This window comes from Delftia sp. BGA-UO-ETr-SB1, assembly GCF_059567865.1.
In genome coordinates this window covers 935357-955480 of record NZ_JCAQOW010000005.1, presented here as the reverse complement: position 1 = coordinate 955480, position 20124 = coordinate 935357, and the positions used below count along the sequence as shown (strand labels likewise).

At 68.3% G+C, this 20124-nt stretch carries 18 protein-coding genes and 1 tRNA gene; 7 read left to right on the top strand and 12 right to left on the bottom strand.

Translation table 11 applies throughout. The features are described 5' to 3' along the window. Nucleotides 1-39: 39 nt before the first annotated feature. The 9 genes from AC57B5_RS14515 to modA all read right to left on the bottom strand — a co-directional run bounded on the left by AC57B5_RS14515 (nt 40) and on the right by modA (nt 10087). Nucleotides 40-714, bottom strand: a complete 675-nt coding sequence (locus AC57B5_RS14515; protein WP_063327205.1) for a DUF1266 domain-containing protein — start codon at nt 712-714, stop codon at nt 40-42. Continuing rightward, entirely contained in the window at nt 711-1949 is a 1239-nt protein-coding gene (locus AC57B5_RS14510) for a hypothetical protein (protein WP_496400116.1), read from the bottom strand. Before AC57B5_RS14510 ends, AC57B5_RS14515 begins: the two co-directional genes overlap by 4 nt. Then, complete coding sequence (locus AC57B5_RS14505; protein ID WP_496399801.1) at nt 1946-4234, bottom strand: hypothetical protein; 2289 nt, start codon at nt 4232-4234, stop codon at nt 1946-1948. Before AC57B5_RS14505 ends, AC57B5_RS14510 begins: the two co-directional genes overlap by 4 nt. Nucleotides 4235-4436: 202 nt before the next feature. Then, complete coding sequence (gene miaB, locus AC57B5_RS14500) at nt 4437-5765, bottom strand: tRNA (N6-isopentenyl adenosine(37)-C2)-methylthiotransferase MiaB (RefSeq protein ID WP_012203445.1); 1329 nt, start codon at nt 5763-5765, stop codon at nt 4437-4439. Between the two features lie 144 nt (nt 5766-5909). Then, nucleotides 5910-6308 carry a hypothetical protein gene (locus AC57B5_RS14495; protein ID WP_063328008.1) on the bottom strand — a complete coding sequence of 133 codons (399 nt, stop codon included), beginning with the start codon at nt 6306-6308 and terminating at the stop codon, nt 5910-5912. Nucleotides 6309-6381: 73 nt separating this feature from the next. Further along, a complete protein-coding gene (gene fdhD / locus AC57B5_RS14490; RefSeq protein WP_496399800.1) occupies nt 6382-7314 on the bottom strand; it encodes a formate dehydrogenase accessory sulfurtransferase FdhD in 933 nt (310 codons plus the stop codon). Nucleotides 7315-7366: 52 nt separating this feature from the next. Beyond that, nucleotides 7367-8497: a molybdenum ABC transporter ATP-binding protein gene (modC, locus tag AC57B5_RS14485; RefSeq protein WP_496399799.1), complete on the bottom strand. Its 1131-nt coding sequence runs from the start codon at nt 8495-8497 to the stop codon at nt 7367-7369. After that, nucleotides 8494-9174 (bottom strand): molybdate ABC transporter permease subunit, encoded by a 681-nt coding sequence (modB, locus tag AC57B5_RS14480; protein WP_013804076.1) that lies wholly within the window; start codon nt 9172-9174, stop codon nt 8494-8496. The genes modC and modB overlap by 4 nt, the downstream gene beginning before the upstream one ends. Nucleotides 9175-9325: 151 nt before the next feature. Next, nucleotides 9326-10087 (bottom strand): molybdate ABC transporter substrate-binding protein, encoded by a 762-nt coding sequence (gene modA / locus AC57B5_RS14475; RefSeq protein ID WP_097203539.1) that lies wholly within the window; start codon nt 10085-10087, stop codon nt 9326-9328. A gap of 103 nt (nt 10088-10190) precedes the next feature. On the opposite strand from modA, the gene AC57B5_RS14470 reads away from it, so the two are divergent. The 3 genes from AC57B5_RS14470 (at nt 10191) to AC57B5_RS14460 (ending at nt 11993) form a co-directional block, all read left to right on the top strand. After that, nucleotides 10191-11018 (top strand): TOBE domain-containing protein, encoded by an 828-nt coding sequence (locus AC57B5_RS14470; protein ID WP_496399798.1) that lies wholly within the window; start codon nt 10191-10193, stop codon nt 11016-11018. A gap of 190 nt (nt 11019-11208) precedes the next feature. Continuing rightward, the gene (locus AC57B5_RS14465) at nt 11209-11484 is read left to right on the top strand and encodes a hypothetical protein (protein ID WP_034390552.1); all 276 of its coding nucleotides are present in this window, start codon (nt 11209-11211) and stop codon (nt 11482-11484) included. A gap of 98 nt (nt 11485-11582) precedes the next feature. Continuing rightward, nucleotides 11583-11993 (top strand): hypothetical protein, encoded by a 411-nt coding sequence (locus tag AC57B5_RS14460; protein ID WP_065346145.1) that lies wholly within the window; start codon nt 11583-11585, stop codon nt 11991-11993. 94 nt (nt 11994-12087) lie between these two features. On the opposite strand, the gene AC57B5_RS14455 is transcribed toward AC57B5_RS14460, so the two are convergent. Continuing rightward, nucleotides 12088-13245: an MFS transporter gene (locus tag AC57B5_RS14455; protein WP_224986381.1), complete on the bottom strand. Its 1158-nt coding sequence runs from the start codon at nt 13243-13245 to the stop codon at nt 12088-12090. Between the two features lie 727 nt (nt 13246-13972). On the opposite strand from AC57B5_RS14455, the gene AC57B5_RS14450 reads away from it, so the two are divergent. From AC57B5_RS14450 to AC57B5_RS14435, 4 genes are all read left to right on the top strand, one after another. After that, nucleotides 13973-15169, top strand: a complete 1197-nt coding sequence (locus AC57B5_RS14450; RefSeq protein ID WP_071954426.1) for an imelysin family protein — start codon at nt 13973-13975, stop codon at nt 15167-15169. A gap of 104 nt (nt 15170-15273) precedes the next feature. Beyond that, on the top strand, nt 15274-16773 hold the full coding sequence (locus AC57B5_RS14445; RefSeq protein WP_496399797.1) for a di-heme oxidoreductase family protein: 1500 nt from the start codon (nt 15274-15276) through the stop codon (nt 16771-16773). After that, nucleotides 16773-17849, top strand: coding sequence for an imelysin family protein (locus tag AC57B5_RS14440; RefSeq protein WP_496399796.1), 1077 nt, complete (start codon nt 16773-16775; stop codon nt 17847-17849). The genes AC57B5_RS14445 and AC57B5_RS14440 overlap by 1 nt, the downstream gene beginning before the upstream one ends. Then, nucleotides 17833-19035 (top strand): DUF1513 domain-containing protein, encoded by a 1203-nt coding sequence (locus AC57B5_RS14435; protein WP_496399795.1) that lies wholly within the window; start codon nt 17833-17835, stop codon nt 19033-19035. Before AC57B5_RS14440 ends, AC57B5_RS14435 begins: the two co-directional genes overlap by 17 nt. Nucleotides 19036-19129: 94 nt before the next feature. On the opposite strand, the gene AC57B5_RS14430 is transcribed toward AC57B5_RS14435, so the two are convergent. After that, nucleotides 19130-19206 (bottom strand) — tRNA-Met (locus AC57B5_RS14430). 129 nt (nt 19207-19335) lie between these two features. Beyond that, complete coding sequence (locus AC57B5_RS14425) at nt 19336-20115, bottom strand: enoyl-CoA hydratase (RefSeq protein WP_034390562.1); 780 nt, start codon at nt 20113-20115, stop codon at nt 19336-19338. Between the last annotated feature and the right edge of the window lie 9 nt (nt 20116-20124).

The following is a 20124-nucleotide window of genomic DNA, read 5'->3' as shown; positions in this document are numbered from 1 at the left end:
GCACCGGGCAGGGCAGGCGGCGCACCCGCCTGGCGGCAGTCACCGGACGGCCTGCTGCTGCCAGGGCATCGCATGCCAGGGGTGGCGCGGATCGGCCACCCACTGCTGCACTTGCTCGGGCGTCACGCTGCGCCCCAGTACGTCGGCCCGGCCACGGGCCAGCCATTGGCTGCGGCCCCGCGCATAGGCCAGGCCGAAGGCCTGCCAGCTGTCAAAGCAGTCCCGCGCGCGGCATGCGTTCAGGTGCAGGATCTGCTGGTGCAGGGCCTCGTCCACCCAGCCCAGCAGCCAGGCGCAGCGGACATGGAAGGCCACGCGCGCGCAGGCAAAGGCCATGGCGGCATGGGGATCGTCACCGGCCTGCAGGCGCTGCAGGTCCAGCGTGAACCAGCGCTGGCGCAGGCCGTCGGGCAACTGGCGTGCGATCTGGGCATCGTCCAGGTCGGTGCGCAGGCCCAGGTGGTGCAGCACCATGGGGCGCAGCTGGGTGGTCAGGGCGGAGTCGGCGCCGTTGAGCTGCCGGTCTGCAAAGCCGCCCTGAATGGCGTGAAAGGCCATGGGATGGGCCAGGGCCAGGGCCCAGTCCAGTGCCGCGTCACCGCTGCGGTAGCTGCTGAAGTCACCGCGTTGGCGCGACGCACGCATGCGCCGCAGGCCGGCGCGCACTGCCCACCAGACCAATGCAGACAGCACAACAAGGGTGAAGGCGTTCATCGCGGATTTCCTGTCCTGCCCGGCGTTCCCGGTGTTGCCGGCGATCCCGCCCGGCGCCGCGCCAGCTCCAGCGACTGCTGCAGGGCCGCGCTGCGCAGCATGCGCTCGAAGGCGGGCACGGGCACGGTGTCGCGGCGTGCCGCGACCAGCCATTGCATCAGGGGCGACCGGATGTCCAACTGCTCCAGCAGCGCCGGGTGGGACTGCAGCAGCCACAGCTGCTCGGCCTCGGTGTGCAGCTCGCTGGCCGCGCACCAGGCAGCCGCGCTGCCCGTGGCCAGCAGCTGTGCCGGTCGGCGCACGATGCCCATGGCCAGGGCGTCCGCCGGCGCCTCGCCATCGGTATCGAGGTGATTGAGCAGGGCCAGCACATCGGCCAGGTAGCGCGCAATCGGCGGGCGGTTCTGCTTGCCCTTGATCTGGTCGATGCGCAGCCGCCCGTCGTCCCGCACCTGGGCGCTGACGGTGATGCGCGGCTGGGCCGTGCCCGTGCGGTAGCTGAACAGCCGCAGCCGGCCCTGCTCGCAGGCGTCGGCGTAGTGCTCGCCATAGCCGCCGCGCAGTGCGCCGCGCTCGCTGAACTGGCCCAGGCAGTGGCGCATCATCTGGCTTTCATAGGCCATTTCGGCGCGCAGGTCCGGGCTTTGGGCATCGAATTCAACGAAGACACCCAGCTGGGCACGCAGCAGCGGGCGCACGGCGCCGGGCCGGTGCTCGGCCCAGCCGCTGTCGCTTCTCCGGGCGAAGGCCAGGTGCTCCAGCGTCCAGCGCGCCAGCGCCTGCGGGCAGTTGATGCGCTGCAGCTTGCCCTCCAGCGCGGTGCCGCGCCGGGTGGACAGGAACTCCAGCAGCCGGCTCTCCAGCGCCAGCAGGGGTGCGCTGTCGGGCTCGACCCACCACAGTGGCGCGTTGCCGTCGGCCGCGGGCCTGTCCGGTGACAGCGGCTGGCGGGCCGCATGTTCACGCAGGCGCTCCAGTGCCCAGGCGGCGGGCTCGGCGCGCCGGTGCAGGCGCAGCAGCTCGGCCTGCGTGGACACGGGCTGCACGGCAGGCGGATCGGCGTCGAGGTTGCCGATCACATGGCGGTAGAAGTGGTTGGCCAGCCAGGCGGCGATCTCCTCGCTGTCGCCGCGTGCGGCGCTGCGCTCGCGGATGCGCTGCTTGATGACCGGCGCATTGACCACGTCGCGCGGCCGATAGGCACTGGCGGCGTTGGCACCGGCGCCCGGGTTCACCACAGCTTCCACCAGGGCTTGCTGTCCGAGCGCAGCTTGAGGCAGCGCTTGAGGCCGTCCTTTGCCATCCTGTGCTCGGCCTCGCCGTCGTCGGGCGTGAGCTTGGCGATGGCCTCGCGGTGCAGGGCCACGGCCTGGTCGATGGGGCCGCAGCTTTCCATGGCGCAGGCCAGGCGGCGCAGGGTGTAGCACTCGCCCAGGGCGCGCACTTCGGGCAGCAGGGCGTCCAGGCGCGGGCGCACCAGTTCGCCATGGTTTTCGGAGAAGAAGTCGAGCAGGGACATCAGCGAGGCCAGGTAGTCGCGCCGCTGTTCGCGCTGGTCGTCCTCGTCCAATTCCTCGAACCACTGGTCCAGGCGCTCCAGCCAGATGCCGATCTCGCCCGCGCGGCCCAGCTGGTAGAGCGCCAGTGCCGCGCTGGGGAAGTAGTCCGTGGGGCAGTGGCGGCTGTAGCCGTAGTCCTGGGTGAAGTGCCACAGCTGCTCGGCCGCCGTGACGATGCCGGGGCGGTCGTCACGGCGGATGGCGCACCACAGCAGGCCGTCGTGGTGTTCGGCAAAGGGGCTGCTGGACAGGCCCTTGTGGTGCAGGGCCGCCGCCTCGTCATAGCGCTGCTGCGATCGGTATTTGATGGCCAGGTTGTTGCAGAGCATGGAGTAGACGTGCAGGTGCGCGTCCTTGTACATGCCCTGGCCGCTGGCCCAGAAGGCCTCGAAGCGGGCCAGGCCCTCTTCGTAGTAACGCTGCACCAGCGGCTCGCGCAACTCGTCGCCCGGCACCTGCCGGCCTTCGCCCATGAGGGCGGCCAGGTCGTCCTCGTCGTCCAGGGTCACGCCCGCCGCATAGCACCAGTGGGCGCCGTGGCACAGGGGAAAGGGGCGTGCCAGCGCCTGGCCCGCGTCAAACACCGCAAAGCGTGCAGCCCACAGCAGGGACAGCGGTTCGTAGTTGGCGTACCGGGGCTGCTCGCAAACACCGCGTTCGAGCAGTGGCAGCGCTTGGTCCCAATGGTGTTCCCGTGCCAGGCGCCAGCCTTCGACAAGGTCCAGCATCGGATGGTTCGGCGCCTGCGAGCGTGCCAGTGCCAGGTACTCGTCGGCACTGCGCGGCGCAGCCGGGCTGTCTTCCAGAAGCTCTTGGAGCTGGGGGTGCAGGCCGGCCCACGCCAGGATCAGCGCCCACGTGGGCGCTTGCCCGGTATCGCTGTCCACCATGCGCAGCGCGAGTTCGTAGGCCTGTGCAGCCGAGCCCTGGCGATAAGGCAATATGCATTCGAGAGCCAGGTCCGCCGCATCGGCCAGGCGGCCCGCCTCTTCCAGCCACTGCAGCACCAGGCCGCTGAAGGCATCGTCGGAGTCATCCACCAGGCCGAAGCGGCCCAGCGCGGCCAACTGCAGCGCGGCCTCGGGCTGGCCCATGGCATGGCAGGCCATGGCCTGCAGCCGGGCCGCATGGACCTTGCGGTGCGTGCGCACCGCCTGCGATGCGGCGGGGCTTTCGGTGCGGGCCAGGTGCTGCTCCGCCGCCATGAGCACGGCCGGAACGCTTTGCGGGGCCAGCGGCAGGACCTCGCGCGCAAGGTGCAGCCAGTCGTCGAAGTCCACGTTCTGCTCTGCATCGGCCTGGGTCAGCAGCGCCGTGGCAGCCTGCACCTGGCGCACGGTGGCGGGCACATCGCCGCGCAGACGGGCCAGCTCGGCCTTGCGCAGGCAGGCACGCGCGTCGCGGCGCGCGGGGGAGGCCTCGCCATCCGGGTCGCTGCGTTCGTGGCTGCGCTGCAGGTCCACGCCTTGCTCGGCCAGCTCCCAGGCCTGGGCTTCGCGGGCCAGGTAGTGCCAGCCGTTCCAGTAGCGGTAGGGCTCGCTGGTGTGCGGCAGCCGGCCCATGAGATCGGCGGCGGGCGCGAGCAGGGCCACGCCGCCTTCACGGTCAAAGCGCAGCCGGCTCTGGATGTCGCTGAGCGCCAGGCTGGCCGTGGCCAGCAGGTGGTTGTCGCCCTGCAAGGGCTGCAGCGTGGCAGCGCGGTGTTCGCGCAGCAGTGCGTTGGCGGTTTCGGGCCGTTCCAGGTCCAGCCAGAGATCGTGCAGGCGCTCCAGCTCGCCCACCGTGGCCGGGGCGAAACGCTGCTGGGAGAGCAGCTCCATGACGGCCGCCTGGCGTTCGGCCGGGGCGATGGGGCTGGCATCAGCCTCCTGCTGCAGCAGGTCGTGCGCCTGGTCCATGAAGGCATGCAGGGCTTCGCCCTCAAGGACGGCCTGGGCGGTGGCGGGCTGGGAGGTGTTCATGGAATCGATAGCAAGCAAGCGAAGCTGGAAAAGCCATGCAGGCCGACGGACCTCAGGGCGGCGACCCCGCGATGCTAGCGGGCCAGCCGGCACCATGCCAGAGTGGCCGGGCTGTTTTCACGTCCTGTTACATGCAAAAAGCCCGGCATTGCCGGGCTTGGGTTACGCAGGAGGTCGCTGGGCCGCCGGGGTCGGGTTGGGCTCAGTGGCGCACCACGACTTCACCGCGCAGCGTGAAGGTGCGGGCCTCGGTGATCTTCACATCGATCATCTGGCCGATCAGGCGTTCGTTGCCCGGGAAGTTGACCACGCGGTTGCACTCGGTGCGGCCCATGAGTTCGCTGCCATCGCGCTTGGACAGTCCTTCCACCAGCAGGCGCTGCACCGTGCCCACGCGCTCGTCGCTGATGTCCTTGATGTTGTTGTTGATCACGGCCTGCAGCTCCTGCAGGCGGCGCAGCTTGACCTCGTGCGGCGTGTCGTCGTGCAGGTTGGCGGCCGGCGTGCCGGGGCGGGGGCTGAAGATGAAGCTGAAGCTGTTGTCGAAGCGCACGTCGTGGATGAGCTTCATCATCTTCTGGAAGTCTTCCTCGGTCTCGCCGGGGAAGCCCACGATGAAGTCGCTGCTCATGGCCATCTCGGGCCGGATGGCGCGCAGCTTGCGGATGGTGCTCTTGTATTCCATGGCCGTGTAGCCGCGCTTCATGGCCATGAGGATCTTGTCGCTGCCGTGCTGCACGGGCAGGTGCAGGTGGCTGACCAGCTTGGGCAGCCGAGCGTAGGCCTCGATCAGGCGCGGCGTGAACTCGTTGGGGTGGCTGGTGGTGTAGCGGATGCGCTCGATGCCGGGGATCTCGGACACGTACTCCAGCAGCAGGGCAAAGTCGGCGATCTCGGCCGTGTCACCCATCTTGCCCAGGTAGGCGTTGACGTTCTGGCCCAGCAGCGTGACTTCCTTCACGCCCTGGTCGGCCAGGCCGGCGACCTCGATCAGCACGTCCTCGAACGGGCGGCTGACTTCCTCGCCGCGCGTATAGGGCACGACGCAGTAGCTGCAGTACTTGGAGCAGCCTTCCATGATGGAGACGAAGGCCGAGGAGCCTTCCACGCGCGCGGGCGGCAGGTGGTCGAATTTCTCGATCTCGGGAAAGCTGATATCGACCTGGGGCTTGTGCTTGGCGGCGCGTGCATTGAGCAGCTCGGGCAGGCGGTGCAGGGTCTGCGGGCCGAAGACCACGTCCACATAGGGCGCGCGCTTGATGATTTCCTCGCCCTCCTGGCTGGCCACGCAGCCGCCCACGCCGATGAGCACGCCGCGTTCCTTCAGGTGCTTGTAGCGGCCCAGGTCGCTGAACACCTTCTCCTGCGCCTTCTCGCGCACCGAGCAGGTGTTGAACAGGATCAGGTCGGCCTGCTCCGGGTCATCGGTGGATTCGTAGCCCTGGGCTGCGCCCAGCACATCGGCCATCTTGTCCGAGTCGTACTCGTTCATCTGGCAGCCGAAGGTTTTGATAAAGACTTTCTTGGACATGGTGGGGTTCCGTCAGGCAGCCACCGCACTGCAAGCGGCGGTCTGCAAAAAATGAAGGTGGCTCGGCCAGGGGGCGGCGTGCCCCATGGCCGGGCCGCTGCGCCCCGCAAGGCGCGGGCCGCGTCAGCCGTGTACGTGCTGTGCTCAGTTGAAGATGCGCTGCAGCATCGACTTGGGCTTGTAGTGCTTGTCGGCCTCAGCCTTGGTCAGGATCCAGGCCTGGTGCAGCCACTGCGTCTGCGGCTCGATCACATAGCCCACCACGAGCTTGCTGCCCTGGTAATTGATGGCCTGCACCAGCGTGCGTTCAGGGCTGAACAGGCGAAAGCCCGGACTGGTGCGAATGGTCTTGCCGTCGATCTCCACCTCGGGGAACTGGGTCACGACCAGCTCGCCGAACTGGGCCTGCGGCGGGAAATTGCGCGTCTCGTTGGACGGCAGGCCCTGCGCGGCCACGCCCAGGCTGGCGCAGGCCAGGCCGGCGAGCAGGGCGCCGGCACACAGGCGGCGGACGGTAGAGAAATGGGGCTTGCAGCGGTTCATGGTGTACATCCAGGGGCTGAACCCGCGATTCTACGAACTTGCCGCTGCGCAGGCGCGGCACTCGGGCATTGGTTCAGGTGCGGCCCGGCGCATACAGCACCGCCTTGGGCGGGCGGCACAGGCCCCAGAAGCGCAGGCCGATCAGTTCGGCCATCTGCACGCCCATGGCCGTGGGCGCGGAGATGGTGGCCAGGGCGGCGATGCCGACCTTGGCGCATTTGCGCACCAGCTCATGGCTGCCGCGGCTGGAGAGCACGACAAAGCCGGCCTCGCCCAGGCGGCCTGTGCGGGAGAGGCGGCCGACCAGCTTGTCCAGCGCGTTGTGGCGGCCCACGTCTTCGAGCACATCCGTCAGTTGCCCGTCCAGCCCTGCCCAGCCTGCGGCATGCACGGCGCCGGCTTCGGCGTTGAGCAACTGCAGCGGCGGCAGTGCCGCGATGGCTGCGCAGACGGTGTCGGCATCGACACGGGCGATCCAGTCGTGCGCGGGCAGGGGGTCGAAGGACAGGTCCAGCGCCGCGAAGCTGTCCACGCCGCAGACACCGCAGCCCGTGCGCCCGCTCATGCTGCGGCGCCGGTCCTTGAGGCGGGCGAAGCAGCGCGAGGCCACGTCCAGCTGCACCTCGATGCCGTCCATGCCGGCCGGCAGGCCTGCGGCCTGTGCAGCCACGGTGCGCACCTCGATGCCGTAGCAGTCGGCAGCGTTGTCCAGAATGCCTTCGGTAAGCGCAAACCCCAGCGCAAAGTCTTCCAGGTCCGAGGGCGTGCCCATCATCACGGCGTGAGAGATGCCATTGAATACCAGGGCGATGGGGACTTCGCTGGCCAGCACCTGCGGTTCGGCCTGGATGCTGACGGCGCCGCCTTCACCGAGCCGGTGGCGCGCCACCGCATGCGTGCGCAGCGCGGCAATGGAGGGCGGGGCGGCGCATGCAGCATCTGCTGCGCCGGGGCCTGCGTCTGGGGCGGGGACGGGTGCGGGGGCGTGTTCGGTGGTGGCGTTCATGGCGTGGGCCGCGCAGGCGGCTTCCGCATGATATCGGCGCCGCCGCGCGTGCTCAGTCCAGCAATGCCATGCCCTTGATCTGGGCGAAGACATGCATGCCCGGCGCAATGCCCAGTTGCCGGGCGGAATGCAGGGTGATGCGTGCCAGCAGGCGGGACGGGCCCAGCTGCAGCGAGACCATGACCTGGCCCGGGCCGTCCTCACGCAGCTCCTGCACGGTGGCCGGGAGGATGTTGAGGATGCTGCTGTCTTGCGGGTGCTGCAGGCTCAGGCTCACATCGCGTGCCTGCACGCGCAACTGCACGGTTTCGCCGATGGGGCGCGGGGAGGCCATGACAAGGCGCAGGCGCCCGCCATCGAAGGACAGCGTACTCAGGTGTGCATCGGGATCGTGCTGCTGGACTTGTGCGCTGACCATGGCCGCTGCCGTGTCGCCCATGCTCAGGGGCAGGTCCAGCCGTGCCAGCAGCTCGCTGGTGGCGCCGGCCGCGACGATGCCGCCTGCCTTGAGCAGCACCAGGTGTTGGGCCAGGCGCGCGACCTCGTCGATGGAGTGGCTGACGTAGAGGACGGGAATGTCGAGTTCGCGGCGCAGCTGGTCCAGGTAGGGCAGGACCTCGGCCTTGCGCTGGGCGTCCAGCGCGGCCAGGGGCTCGTCCATCAGCAGCACCCGCGGGCTGGTGGCCAGCGCCCGCGCAATGGCCACGCGCTGGCGCTCGCCGCCCGACAGGGTGGAGGGCATGCGGTCCATCAGGTGGCCTATGCCCAGCAGGGACACGGCCTGGTCCTGGGACACCTTGCGCCGTGCGGCCGGCGTGCGCCGCATGCCGTAGTCGATGTTGCGCCGCACGGTCAGGTGCGGGAACAGGCTGGCCTCCTGGAACACATAGCCCAGCGCACGGCGGTGCGTGGGCAGCCATTGGCTGGCCGCATCGTCCTGCCAGACCTCGCCGTTGACGGCGACGCGGCCGCGCGCGCGCTCCAGTCCTGCCAGGGCGCGCAGGCAGGTGGTCTTGCCGCAGCCCGAGGGGCCGAACAGGGCGGTAACGCCGCGCCCGGGCAACTGCAGCTGCACATCAAGGCGGAAGTCTGCACGCTCCAGCGCCAGGTTTGCGATGATTTCCGAGGAGGGATGGGAGTGCGCGGCGCCGGACATCAGGGAAGGAGAGAAGGCGGTCATCATGCGCGGCGCTCCTCACGCGGCTGCAACAGGTGCAGGGCCAGAAGAACCAGGAAGGAGAACACCACCATGCCACCCGCCAGCCAGTGGGCGTGGGCGTACTCCATGGCTTCCACATGGTCGTAGATCTGTACCGAGACCACGCGCGTCACGCCGGGAATATTGCCACCCAGCATCAGCACCACGCCGAACTCGCCCACGGTGTGCGCAAAGGTCAGCACGGCCGCCGTGATGAAGCCCGGCCGCGCCAGCGGCAGCGCCACGGTGAAGAAGCGGTCCAGCGGCCCCGCGCCCAGGCTGGCCGCAGCCTCCATGGGCCGCGTGCCCAGGGATTCGAAGGCACGCTGCAGCGGCTGCACCGTGAACGGCATGGAATAGACCAGCGAACCGATGACCAGGCCCGGAAAAGTGAAGGGCAGGGTGCTCAGCCCCAGCGCCTGCGTCAGCTGCCCCACGGGGCCGTTGGGACCCATGGTCACCAGCAGGTAAAAACCGATCACCGTGGGCGGAAGCACCAGGGGCAGCGCCACCACGGCGCCAATCGGGCCGCGCCAGCGCGAGCGCGTATGCGCCAGCCACCAGGCCAGCGGCGTGCACAGCGTCAGCAGCAGCACCGTGGTCACGCTGGCAAGTTTCAGCGTCAGCCGTATGGCGGCGTAGTCGTCGGCGGTAAGAATCATGCGGGAAGAATTCAGTGGTTCGCAGCGCTGTTGGATCTCACTCAACGCACGAAACCGGCGCGGCCCGGCTCAGCGACGCTGAGCACGGGCCCGTGCCGGCCGACCCCTCCCCTGGAGAGAGGGAAGGCGCGCAAGCGCGCCTCAACAGGTGTCAGAAGCTATAGCCGTAGGAGCGGATGATGGCACGGGCCTTGTCGGCGCGCAGGTACTTCATCAGCTCGGTGGCGGCTTCGTTGTCCTTGCCGCTGTTGAGCACGATGGCGTCCTGGCGGATGGGCTCGTGCATGGAGCCGGGCACCTGCCAGGCCGAGCCTTCGCGCAGCTTGCCGTTTTCCATCACCTGCGACAGGGCCACAAAGCCCAGCTGGGCATTGCCCGTGGCCGCGAACTGGTAGGTCTGGGCAATGTTCTCGCCCATGACGATGCGCGGCTGCACCTGGGCCGTGATGCCCAGCTTGTTCAGCACTTCCATGGCGGCCGTGCCGTAGGGCGCCAGCTTGGGATTGGCCACGGCGATGTGCTTGTAGTCGCCGGTCTTGAGGACCTCGCCCTTGTCGTCCACATAACCGGCCTTGGGGCTCCACAGCACCAGCTGGCCGATGGCGTAGGTGAAGCGCGAATCGGGCAGGCCGCGGCCTTCCTTGGCGATCTTCTCGGGCGTAGTGTCGTCGGCGGCCAGCAGGATCTGGAAGGGCGCGCCGTTGACGATCTGCGCATAGAACTTGCCCGTGGCGCCGAAGGAAAGCAGGGCCTTGTGGCCGGTGTCCTTCTCGAACTCGGCGGCGATCTTCTGCATGGGCGCCGTGAAGTTGGCGGCGACGGCCACCGACACTTCGGCGGCCTGCGCAGCGGCCCAGCCGAACAGGGCAAGGGCGGCGAAGGCGGTGGCACGCAGGGGCTGGTTCACGTTCATGGGTCTCTCGCTATTCCGTTGGTGAATAGCGCAGTGTAACGACCTGAAAATGCGCATGCAGGGTGCAGGCGTTTTGCTTGGCGGGAAATAACGCTTGGCGGGCATGATGCTGCGCATGACTGCCGCAACCCCCGCTTCTCCCTCAGACCTGGTGCCCGCGCTGGGCCATGACCTGGCCGACCGGCGCATCGCCATCCTGCGGCATATCGCGGCAGGGCATTCGATTTCCCAGGCCGCGCGCGAGGCGGGTGTCAGCTACAAGGCGGCCTGGCAGGCGCTGGATGTGCTGACCAATCTGGCGGGCCGTGCCCTGGTGGAGCGCTCGGTGGGTGGCGCCGGCGGTGGTGGCGCGCGCATCACCGAGGCCGGGCAGTCCCTGCTGGCCATGGCCGATGCGCTGGAGCAGGCGCGCGCGCAGGTGCTGCAGCGCTTTGGGGGGCCCGCCGGCGTTTCTTCGGCGGCTCCCGGGCTGGGGCTGGGCCTGCGCACCAGCATGCGCAATCTGTGGCCTTGCCGGGTTGGTTCCCTGCAGGCGCAGGGCGCCCAGGTCCGCGTCTGGCTGCTGCCCGACGGCGGCGGGGATGCATCAGGCATTGCCGCACGCATCACCGAAGAAAGCGCCCAGTTGCTGGGCCTGGCGCCGGGCCTGCCCCTGATGGCACTGTGCAAGGCCGCAGCCGTGCAGGTGCTGCCTTCGGCGCCACGCTCCGATGTGCCTGCCCAGGCCAATGCCTGGCCCGCCCAGGTGCAGCGCGTGGCCCGGGCCGACAGGGCGGGGCCGCGTGAAGTGGTGGCACAACTGCCCTGGGGCGGTAGCGGCGTGGGTTACGCGGCCGAGCCGGCCGAGGGCGAGTCCTGGACCTTGCGCGCAGGGCGCAAGGTCTGGCTGACGGTGCCGGAGTCCGCCGTGGTGCTGGCCGTGGCCGATTGAGCGGATGGAGCGGATGGAGTGTTGAAGGAGCAGCAGCGCGTTGCGCATGCGCAGCAGTGGCTGCAGATTCGGACGGGTCTGATGGCGCATTCAGGGCGGTATACGAAGAATTGCGCCGCTGTGAAACCTGCGCGCTCTGGCGGCGCGGGCTTTTCTGGCGACCGAATCATCGAAACCTCCCTGGCCCTCCATGAGCATCCTGAAATTGCGCAGGCAAGAGAAAGTGGCGGTCTACACCGCCCTGCTGTGTTCCTTCATCGCGGCGTTCATCTTCTTCGCGTCCGAAGGTGTTGCTGAAAGTTTTCGGCAGCGGCTGGATGCGCTGGCCATCTGCGCCGTCATCGGTGCGCTGGTGACCTGGTTCAATCACTGGTGGTTCCGGGTCTGGGGCTGGCATCTGGTGCCTGTGACCCTGCTGCTGTTTTATGCCGGCACGCTGGCCGCAGGGTGGCTGTTTGGCGGATGAAGGCGGTGAAAGCGGTGGTGTGGGAACCTGCTGCCACGCTTTGCATCGAAGATCCTTTTCGACTGCCTCACCAGGCCATCCACGGCCTTGCCCCTGCCATGAAGACCACCCTGTCCGCCGCCCTGATCTGCCTGCTCCTGTCCACCCCGGCCATGTCCCGTCCGCTGGACCCGGCTCCTCTGGACGCCTCGCAGTTCAACCTGGGGCTGGTCGGGTTCGCGGGCGAGATCTCGCCTGCGGAGCGGCACCTGGAGGCCATGCTCAGGCGGCCAGAGGCCAATGCCGTCCTGCTGTCGGTGATCGACGATCCGCGCCGATCTCCCGTGGCCAAGCTCTATGCGCTGTGCGGCCTCAAGCGCATGGGCAGCGGCGGCTACGAGGCCGCGCTGATCAAGCTGCGCGGCTTTGAGGGCCAGGTCTCCGTGATGCTGGGAGACCAGATGTTCCAGGAAGGCATCCGCGAGGCGGCAGACCGCATCGAAAACCTGGAGTGCAGCGAAGGCGGCTGAGCCTGGGCACGCCGGTTGCCGGACAAAAAAAGAGCTGCCATCGGCAGCTCTTTGCATTGTGGGGCCTTCTTCTGAGCCGGAGAATCTGAGCCGCTCAGGACAGCTCGCGTCCCTTGAGTTCGGGGATCAGGAAGGCCGTGGCCAGCATGTCCAGCACATAGATGGCCGCCAGCAGGGCGATGGCTACCTGGAACGAATAGCTCATGGCCAGCGCACCGATCACCACCGGGCCCAGTCCGCCCACGGCGCGGCCGATGTTGAACAGCACGTTCTGCGCGGTGGCGCGCGCCTCGGTGGGGTAGGCCTCGCTCATCACGGCGCCGTAGCCGCCCATCATGCCGTTGACGAACAGGCCCATGAGGGCCCCCGCCCAGAGCATGGCCGTGGGGTCGGACAGCTGCGAATAGAGCACGACCATGATGACTGAGCCCAGCTGGAAGATCAGGAAGCTGGGCTTGCGGCCGATGCGGTCGGCCAGCTGGCCGAAGACCCAGATGCCGACCATCATTCCCACCACGGTCACGGCAGTCCATATCGAGGACTTGGTCAGGCTGAAGCCCAGTTGCTTGGACAGGAAGCTGGGCATCCAGATCATGATGCCGTAGTAGCCGAAGTTCTGGACCGAGGTCAGCACGATCACGCCCAGGCTGACCTTGGTCGTGGCGCGGTCCTTCACCAGCAGCTTCAGGCTTTGCAGCACCGGCACGCGGGCCGAGGGCGTGGCGGACTGCTGGCGCTTCACGAAGACTTCGGGCTCGTGCAGCTTGTTGCGGATCACCCAGGCCACCACGGCCGGTATCACGCCCACCAGGAACATGCCGCGCCAGCCGATGAGGGGCAGTAGCAGCGGCGTCAGCAGCGCCGCACCCAGCACGCCCATTTGCCAGCCCAGGGCCACGTAGGACGAGACGCGGGCGCGGTGGCGTGCGGGCCAGGCCTCGGCGGCCAGTGCCATGCCGATGCCGAACTCGCCGCCCAGGCCGATGCCCGCTATCGTGCGGTAGGCCAGCAGGTCCCAGTAGCCCTGCGCGAATGCGCACAGGCCCGTGAAGACTGCGAACAGCATGATGGTCCAGGTCAGCACGCGGATGCGCCCGTAGCGGTCGCTGAGCAGGCCGAAGAAGATGCCGCCGAACACGGCACCGATCAGCGTCCAGGTCACCAGCGAACCGGCCTGGCCCGGCGTGAGGTGCAGGTCGGCCGAGATGGCCGACAGCATGAAGCCCAGGATCAGCAGGTCGAAGCCGTCCATGGCATAGCCTACGGCCGAGCCGGCCAGGGCCTTCCAGCTGTAGCCATTGACCTGGGTGGCATGGGCGCCGGCATGCGTGTCTGTGCTGGCGCCGGCAGCATTGGCTGCGAGCGCCCCGGAGGAAGTGGTGGTCACGTGAAGATCCTTGAAAGCCAGGACGGCGCGCGCTCTCGCTGGGGTGCGGCACCACGCAAAACGCCTGCGCCGCCGGCTGGGCCGGCGTGCGGGCACGCTGCGCGTGTGCGGCATCCTGGAGTGGCGATGGGCACGGGAAATCCTGGTGGGAAAACAAGCTGGGCGGCCGGCATGCCGGAGCATGGCAGGGGCTGCGCGCAAAGACAGAGCGCAAGGTGCAGCGCCAAAAGACCGCTTCTGCAAAAAGCGAAAGCCCTGAAATCGGCCGGGCGATCAGGGCTTGGAGGCGGTGGGCAGGCCCTGCGAGGAGAGGGCGGCCCATGCGAGCGGGCGCAATGGTAAGGCAAGTCGCCAGCCAAGGCAAGCTGCGGGGCTTATGCCAGGGCGCTGGGTCTTTGGCCGGGACGCCAAGGGTGCTCGTGCTAGGCTGGCGCCCGCTGCGGCCATTGCGCCGCTGGCGCGCCCCATTTCTGCCCGGGTCCGTCTATGACCTTGCGGTGCAGTGCGGCGATATCTCGCAGGTTTTGCCAATAAAAACAATTCTCATTACAGTTTGGCATTCCGAGTTCTCCAACCTCCGATCCTTTCTGCCATGCATCCCATCCTGATTGCAGCCGCCCTGGCCCTGGGCGCGGCCGCCCCGATGAGCCAGGCCGCAGCCGCCGGCACCGTTCAACAGCCCGTGAAGAAGAGCCTCTCCGTTGCGGAGGTGGTCAAGCATTACGGCACCCTGGTGCACGCCAATTACTCGGACTCCATCAGCTCCGCCAAGACCATGCAGAAAGCCATTGCGGCCTTTCTGGCGGCGCCCAGCGAGCAGGGCCTGAACCAGGCACGCAAGGCCTGGCTGGATGCCCGGGAGTACTACGGCCAGACCGAAGCCTTCCGCTTCTACGCCGGTCCCATCGACAACGATGAAGGACCCGAAGGCCAGATCAACGCCTGGCCCATGGACGAGTCCTATGTGGACTATGTGGAAGGCAATCCCAACGCCGGCATCATCAACAACCGCAAGGAAGCCATCACCAAGAAGCGCCTGGCCGAGCTCAACGAGCATGACGGCGAGGAGAACGTTTCCACCGGCTGGCACGCCATCGAGTTCATGCTCTGGGGCCAGGACCTGAACGACAAGGGGCCGGGCGCGCGTCCGTACACCGACTTTGTCGATGGCAAGAAGTCCAATGCCGACCGCCGCCGCGAGTACCTGAAAGTGGTGACCGCGCTGCTGATCGAGGACCTGCAATCCGTGGCCGACCAGTGGAAGCCCGGCTCGCCCAAGAACTTCCGCGCCCAGTTCGAGAAAAAGCCCGACGACGCGCTGCGCCGCATCTTCGTGGGCCTGGGTTCGCTGTCGCGCGGCGAGCTGGCCGGCGAGCGCCTGGAGGTGGCCCTGGCCAGCCGCGACCAGGAAGACGAGCACTCCTGCTTCTCGGACAACACGCACCGCGATGCGGTGACCAATGCCCAGGGCATCCTCAACGTCTGGCAAGGCAGCTACAAGCGCCTGGATGGCAGCGAGCTGCAAGGCCCGGGCATCAAGGACTGGGTGGCCTCCAAGGACAGCGCGCTGGCCGACAGGACCACGCGCCAGATCATGCAGTCGGTGCAGGCGGCCCAGGCCATTCCCGCGCCGTTCGACCAGGCCATCCAGGGCGCGCGCGACTCGGCCTCGCGCGCCAAGATCCAGGCCACCATCGACAGCCTGGTCCAGCAGAGCAAGGATCTGGTGGAGGCGGCCAATGCCGTCGGCATCACCCAGCTCAACCTGGTGGACCCCAAGGCCAACTAAAAGAACATCCACGCCAGCGTCCATCCATTCCTGCGCCCATGTGCCAAGGCCGCCGCCCCCGAAAGGGTTCGGCGGCCCTGGCTTTTCCAGGGACGTCCCCACCCATGAATCTCTCCCCCTCGCTGCTGGTCGCTGCCTCCCTGGTCCTGATGGGCTGCTCGGCCCAACAGCAGGACACGGTGGCTGCCGCTCCAGCGCGCGCGCCAGCACCGCAGCCTGCTCCCGATCCAGCTCTTTTGTTCGCGGCACCCGGCGAGCCCCTGCCCCCGGGCGGCCAGACCACGGTCCACGCCACGGGCCGCAACGCCTTCTCGCTGCCCGCCGCCAACCTGGAGGATGCAGAGCGCACGCGCTTCGTCATCGGCAACTCCTTCTTCAAGCGCAACTGGGTGCAGGCGCCGGCCTCCACCACGGCGCGCGATGGCCTGGGCCCGCACTTCCTGGCGCGCTCCTGCGGCGGCTGCCATGTGCAGGACGGCCGCGCCCAGCCGCCCGACTTCCACAACCCGCTCAAGCCCCAGCCCTTCGCGGGCCTGCTCATGCGGCTGTCCATTCCGGGCGAAGGCCCGCACGGCAGCCCGGTGCCGGACCCGGTCTATGGCGACCAGTTCAATACCGAGGGCGTGCTGGGCGTCAAGGGCGAGGGCCAGCTGCGCATCCGCTATGAACAGGTGCATGGCCGCTTTGCCGACGGCACGGCCTACACGCTGGAAAAGCCGGTCTACGAGCTGGCCGCGCTCAACTACGGCCCCCTGGCCGCCAACCTGATGACCAGCCCGCGCATTGCGCCCCAGGTCATCGGCCTGGGCCTGCTGGAGCACATCCCGGAGTCCGAGATCCTGGCCAACGCTGCCGCCCAGGCGGCCCTGGGCGGCCCCATCAAGGGCCAGCCCAACTATGTCTGGGATGCCTACGGCGAACGCATGATGCTGGGCCGCTTCGGCTGGAAGGCCAACGTGGCCTCCATTGCCCACCAGACGGCTTCGGCCTTCCTGGGCGATATCGGCATCACATCGAAGCGTTTCCCACACCAGACCTGCACGCCCGCACAAAAGGACTGCCTGGCCGCGCCCAACGGCAACGGCGCCGAGGGCGTGGAGATCGACGACCGCGTGCTGGACGACGTGATCTTCTACCAGGCCACGCTGGCGCCGCCTGCACGGCGCAACGCCAGCGACCCTGCCGTGCGCCGTGGCGAGGCACTGTTCCACCAGGCCCAGTGTGCGCAGTGCCACCGGCCCTCGTACAAGACCGGCGGGGAGCTGTTCCCCGCGCTGTCGCCGGCACTCAGCAGCAAGGGGTTGTCGGGCCAGACCATTGCGCCCTACACCGACTTGCTGCTGCACGACATGGGCGATGCGCTGGCCGACGGCCGGCCCGACTTCAAGGCCTCAGGCCGCCAGTGGCGCACGCCGCCGCTGTGGGGCATAGGCCTGCTGCCCGATGTCAACAACCACCAGCGCCTGCTGCACGACGGCCGTGCGCGCGGCGTGCTGGAAGCCATCCTCTGGCACGGCGGCGAGGCCGAAGCCGCGCGCGAACAGGTGCGCCAGTTCAGCGCCGAAGACCGTGAAGCCCTGGTCAAATTTGTGGAGTCCCTCTGATGCAAGACATGCGCATGACCCCTCGCCAAATCCTTTGTGCCGCCGCGCTGGCGCTGCTGGCCGCCGCCCCGGCCCATGCCCAGGAAGTGGATGCCAACATGGCCATTCCCTTCTACAACACGGCCCACGCCGTGCAGGGGCTGTACGGCCAATGGTTCTCGCCCCAGGCCAAGGCCGCGCAGGCATCCGCCCAGGCGCTGAACCAGGCGCTGCGCGCGCACTGCGCGGCACCTGCGGGATCGGCTGCCGCCACGCTGCAGACGGCGCGCCAGGCCTATGTGCAATCGTCGCGGCAGTGGAGCAGCCTCTCGGCCGTGGCCCTGGGGCCGCTGGTGGAGCGCCGCTCGGCACGTCTGGTGGACTTCCGCCCCATGCGCCCGGCCCTGCTCAAGAAGGCCATACAGTCGGCCCCCGCCGATCTGGCTGCCATGGAGCGCATCGGCGCACCCGCCAAGGGATACCCGGCGCTCGAGAACCTGCTGTGGACCCAGCCCGTGGAGCCGCAGACGCCGGCCTGCGCCTATGCCACCCTGGTGGCCGAGGAAATCGGCGCCGAGATGGGCATCCTCAGCAACGGCTTTGCCAAGCTCGCGGCCCAGGATTGGTCCGAGGACGGCGATGCCACCACCGAAGCCATGGCCGAATTCATCAACCAGTGGGTGGGCGGCCTGGAGCGCCTGCGCTGGGCGGACATGGAAAAGCCTTTGCGCAGTGCAGGCAGCAAGCCCCCCGCCTGGGAGCACCTGGCCAGCGGCAGCACCGTTGAGATCTGGCGCGCGCACTGGCAGGGCCTGCGCACGCTGGCCGTGAGCGTGGACCGCAAGGTGCCCCAGCCCGGCGTGGACATCGTGCCCATCGAGTCCTACCTGCGCGGCCGTGGCCTGAACCCGCTGGCCGACCGCTGGCTCAAGGCCGTCAACGAGGCCGATGCCGGCATGCGCGCCCTGACCGAGCCGACCGCCAACGCCGTCGATGCCGCGACCAAGCCGCTGTCGCGCCTCAAGCGCCTCATGGAAGGCGAGGTGGCGCCTGCGCTGGAAGTCAACATCGGGTTCTCGGATGCCGACGGGGATTGAGCAGGCGCTGAATCGCCGCCGCTGGCTGCAGGGCATGGGGCTGCTGGCTGCCATGCCGCTGGCAACCTCCCATGCGGCCAGGCCGTCCGGACCGGCACGGTCGCTGGCTGCGGCCTGGATGCAGGGCGAGCAGATGCGTGTCGGCATCGTGCAGGCCAGTGCGCAGGTGGACAGGCCGCTGCAGGTGCTGCAGGCCCTGGATGTGCCCACGCGCGCCCATGGCATGGCCGCGCTGCGCGACGGCTCCGTGGTCTTCGCCAGCCGCCGCCCCGGTGACTGGCTGGTGCGCCTGAAGCCGGGACAGGCCGCCGAGGATGCGCAGTGGCAGTGGATCGAGCCCGACCGCTTCTTCAACGGCCATGTCATCGAAAGCGCCGATGGCCGCCATCTCTACACCACCGAGACCGACCTGGAAGATGCCCAGGGCCTGATCGGCGTGCGCGATGCCATCACCTTGGAGAAGATCGCCGAATGGCGCACGGGCGGCATGGACCCGCACCAGTTGCTGCTGGACGCCGACGGCACGCTGATGGTCGCCAACGGCGGCATTCCCACGCAGTCCGAAACCGGCCGGCGCAAGCTGCAGCTGGACCACATGGATTCGTCCATCACACGGCTGCTGCCGGCCGAAGGCGGCGCCCGTGCCGGCCTGTGGAAGCTGGACGACAACCGCCTGAGCCTGCGCCACCTGGCCTGGGGCCCGCAGGTCGCCCACGCGCCCGCGCGCCGCTGGCTGGGCATTGCGCTGCAGGCCGAGCACCGCGACACCGAAGCGCGCGCTGCCGCGCCCGTGCTGGCCCTGTTCGATGGTCACCGTTTGCATGCCGTGCCCCTGCCCGAAGGGCGCGAGCCCCTGGCCGGCTATGGAGGAGACATAGGCTGCGATGGCCAGCTCTTCGCCGTCAGCTGCCCGCGCGTGAACACCGTCACCTGGTGGCAGGTGCCCGACAGCAGCCAGGCCAGTGGCCGCTGGCTGCGTGGCGATGCCATGCCGGGCGTGTACTGCGTGGCCAACGCAAGTGTCTCGCTGGATGCCAAGGGCCGGCCCCTGCCTGCCGAGCCCGCGCTGTGGATGGGCGGTGCACGCCAGGCCCAATTGCGCCAGCGCGGCCAGGTGCTGCGCACGGTGCCGGTTCCCGGCATGGCGCTGGACAACCACTGGATTGCGTTGGAGCGCGGCAGCTAGCAGCCGGAGGCGGCGCCGCAAGCGGCGCGCTCTGGCGGAGTGCAGTGCCAACGGAAAAAGGGTCTACGTTTGCACGTAGACCCTTTTCTTTGTTTGGTGGCGCTTCACGGATTCGAACCGCGGACCTGTGGATTATGATTCCATCGCTCTAACCGACTGAGCTAAAGCGCCGTAAGACCTAAATTATATGCAGAATTTTCGGCCCGTCCGGCAAGTTGTGCAAATTTCTCGAAATTTCTTTGCGAGAGGCTTGCTGCGCCTTGCCGGAAGACGCGCATTGTAGCGCGTCTTTCAGCCCGCTCAGAGATGCTTGAAGTTGGCGGGACGCTTGTTGACGAAGGCGTCCATGCCTTCCTTCTGGTCCTGGGTGGCGAACAGCGCGTGGAACAGGCGGCGCTCGAACATGACGCCGTCGGCCAGCGAGCCCTCGAAGGCGCGGTTCACCGATTCCTTGGCCGCCATGACGGCAATCTGCGAGAAGCCGCTGATGATGATGGCGGCGCCCAGCGCCTCGTCCATGAGCTTGTCGAAGGGCACGACACGGCTGACCAGGCCGGCGCGCTCGGCTTCGGTAGCGTCCATCATGCGGGCCGTGAGGGCCATGTCCATGGCCTTGGACTTGCCCACGGCGCGCGGCAGGCGCTGCGTGCCGCCGGCGCCGGGGATCACGCCCAGCTTGATTTCCGGCTGGCCGAACTTCGCGTTGTCGGCGGCGATGATGAAGTCGCACATCATGGCCAGCTCGCAGCCGCCGCCGAGGGCAAAGCCGCTGACGGCGGCGATCACGGGCTTGCGGATGGAGCGGATGGCTTCCCAGTTGCGCGTGATGTAGTCGCCCTTGTAGGCATCGGCAAAGCTGTACTTGGCCATGGCGCCGATGTCGGCGCCAGCCGCGAAGGCTTTCTCGCTGCCGGTGATGATCATGCAGCCGATGGCCTCATCGGCATCGAAGGCCTGCAGGGCCTGGCCCAGCTCGTCCATGAGCTGGTCATTGAGCGCGTTGAGCTGCTTGGGGCGGTTGAGCGTGATGATGCCGACCTTGTCGGCTTCGACGCGAACTTCAATCATTTCGTAGGCCAAGGGAGTCTC

Excerpts from the sequence above, each read along its gene's own strand:
- AC57B5_RS14460 (WP_065346145.1), top strand. The coding sequence starts at position 11,583 with ATGAAGACCACCCTGTCCGCCGCCCTGATCTGCCTGCTCCTGTCCACC.
- AC57B5_RS14505 (WP_496399801.1), bottom strand. The coding sequence starts at position 4,234 with ATGAACACCTCCCAGCCCGCCACCGCCCAGGCCGTCCTTGAGGGCGAA.
- AC57B5_RS14465 (WP_034390552.1), top strand. The coding sequence starts at position 11,209 with ATGAGCATCCTGAAATTGCGCAGGCAAGAGAAAGTGGCGGTCTACACC.
- AC57B5_RS14450 (WP_071954426.1), top strand. The coding sequence starts at position 13,973 with ATGCATCCCATCCTGATTGCAGCCGCCCTGGCCCTGGGCGCGGCCGCC.
- AC57B5_RS14440 (WP_496399796.1), top strand. The coding sequence starts at position 16,773 with ATGCAAGACATGCGCATGACCCCTCGCCAAATCCTTTGTGCCGCCGCG.
- AC57B5_RS14455 (WP_224986381.1), bottom strand. The coding sequence starts at position 13,245 with ATGGACGGCTTCGACCTGCTGATCCTGGGCTTCATGCTGTCGGCCATC.
- miaB (WP_012203445.1), bottom strand. The coding sequence starts at position 5,765 with ATGTCCAAGAAAGTCTTTATCAAAACCTTCGGCTGCCAGATGAACGAG.
- AC57B5_RS14470 (WP_496399798.1), top strand. The coding sequence starts at position 10,191 with ATGATGCTGCGCATGACTGCCGCAACCCCCGCTTCTCCCTCAGACCTG.
- modA (WP_097203539.1), bottom strand. The coding sequence starts at position 10,087 with ATGAACGTGAACCAGCCCCTGCGTGCCACCGCCTTCGCCGCCCTTGCC.
- AC57B5_RS14435 (WP_496399795.1), top strand. The coding sequence starts at position 17,833 with ATGCCGACGGGGATTGAGCAGGCGCTGAATCGCCGCCGCTGGCTGCAG.
- fdhD (WP_496399800.1), bottom strand. The coding sequence starts at position 7,314 with ATGAACGCCACCACCGAACACGCCCCCGCACCCGTCCCCGCCCCAGAC.
- modC (WP_496399799.1), bottom strand. The coding sequence starts at position 8,497 with ATGATGACCGCCTTCTCTCCTTCCCTGATGTCCGGCGCCGCGCACTCC.
- AC57B5_RS14445 (WP_496399797.1), top strand. The coding sequence starts at position 15,274 with ATGAATCTCTCCCCCTCGCTGCTGGTCGCTGCCTCCCTGGTCCTGATG.
- AC57B5_RS14495 (WP_063328008.1), bottom strand. The coding sequence starts at position 6,308 with ATGAACCGCTGCAAGCCCCATTTCTCTACCGTCCGCCGCCTGTGTGCC.
- modB (WP_013804076.1), bottom strand. The coding sequence starts at position 9,174 with ATGATTCTTACCGCCGACGACTACGCCGCCATACGGCTGACGCTGAAA.
- AC57B5_RS14515 (WP_063327205.1), bottom strand. The coding sequence starts at position 714 with ATGAACGCCTTCACCCTTGTTGTGCTGTCTGCATTGGTCTGGTGGGCA.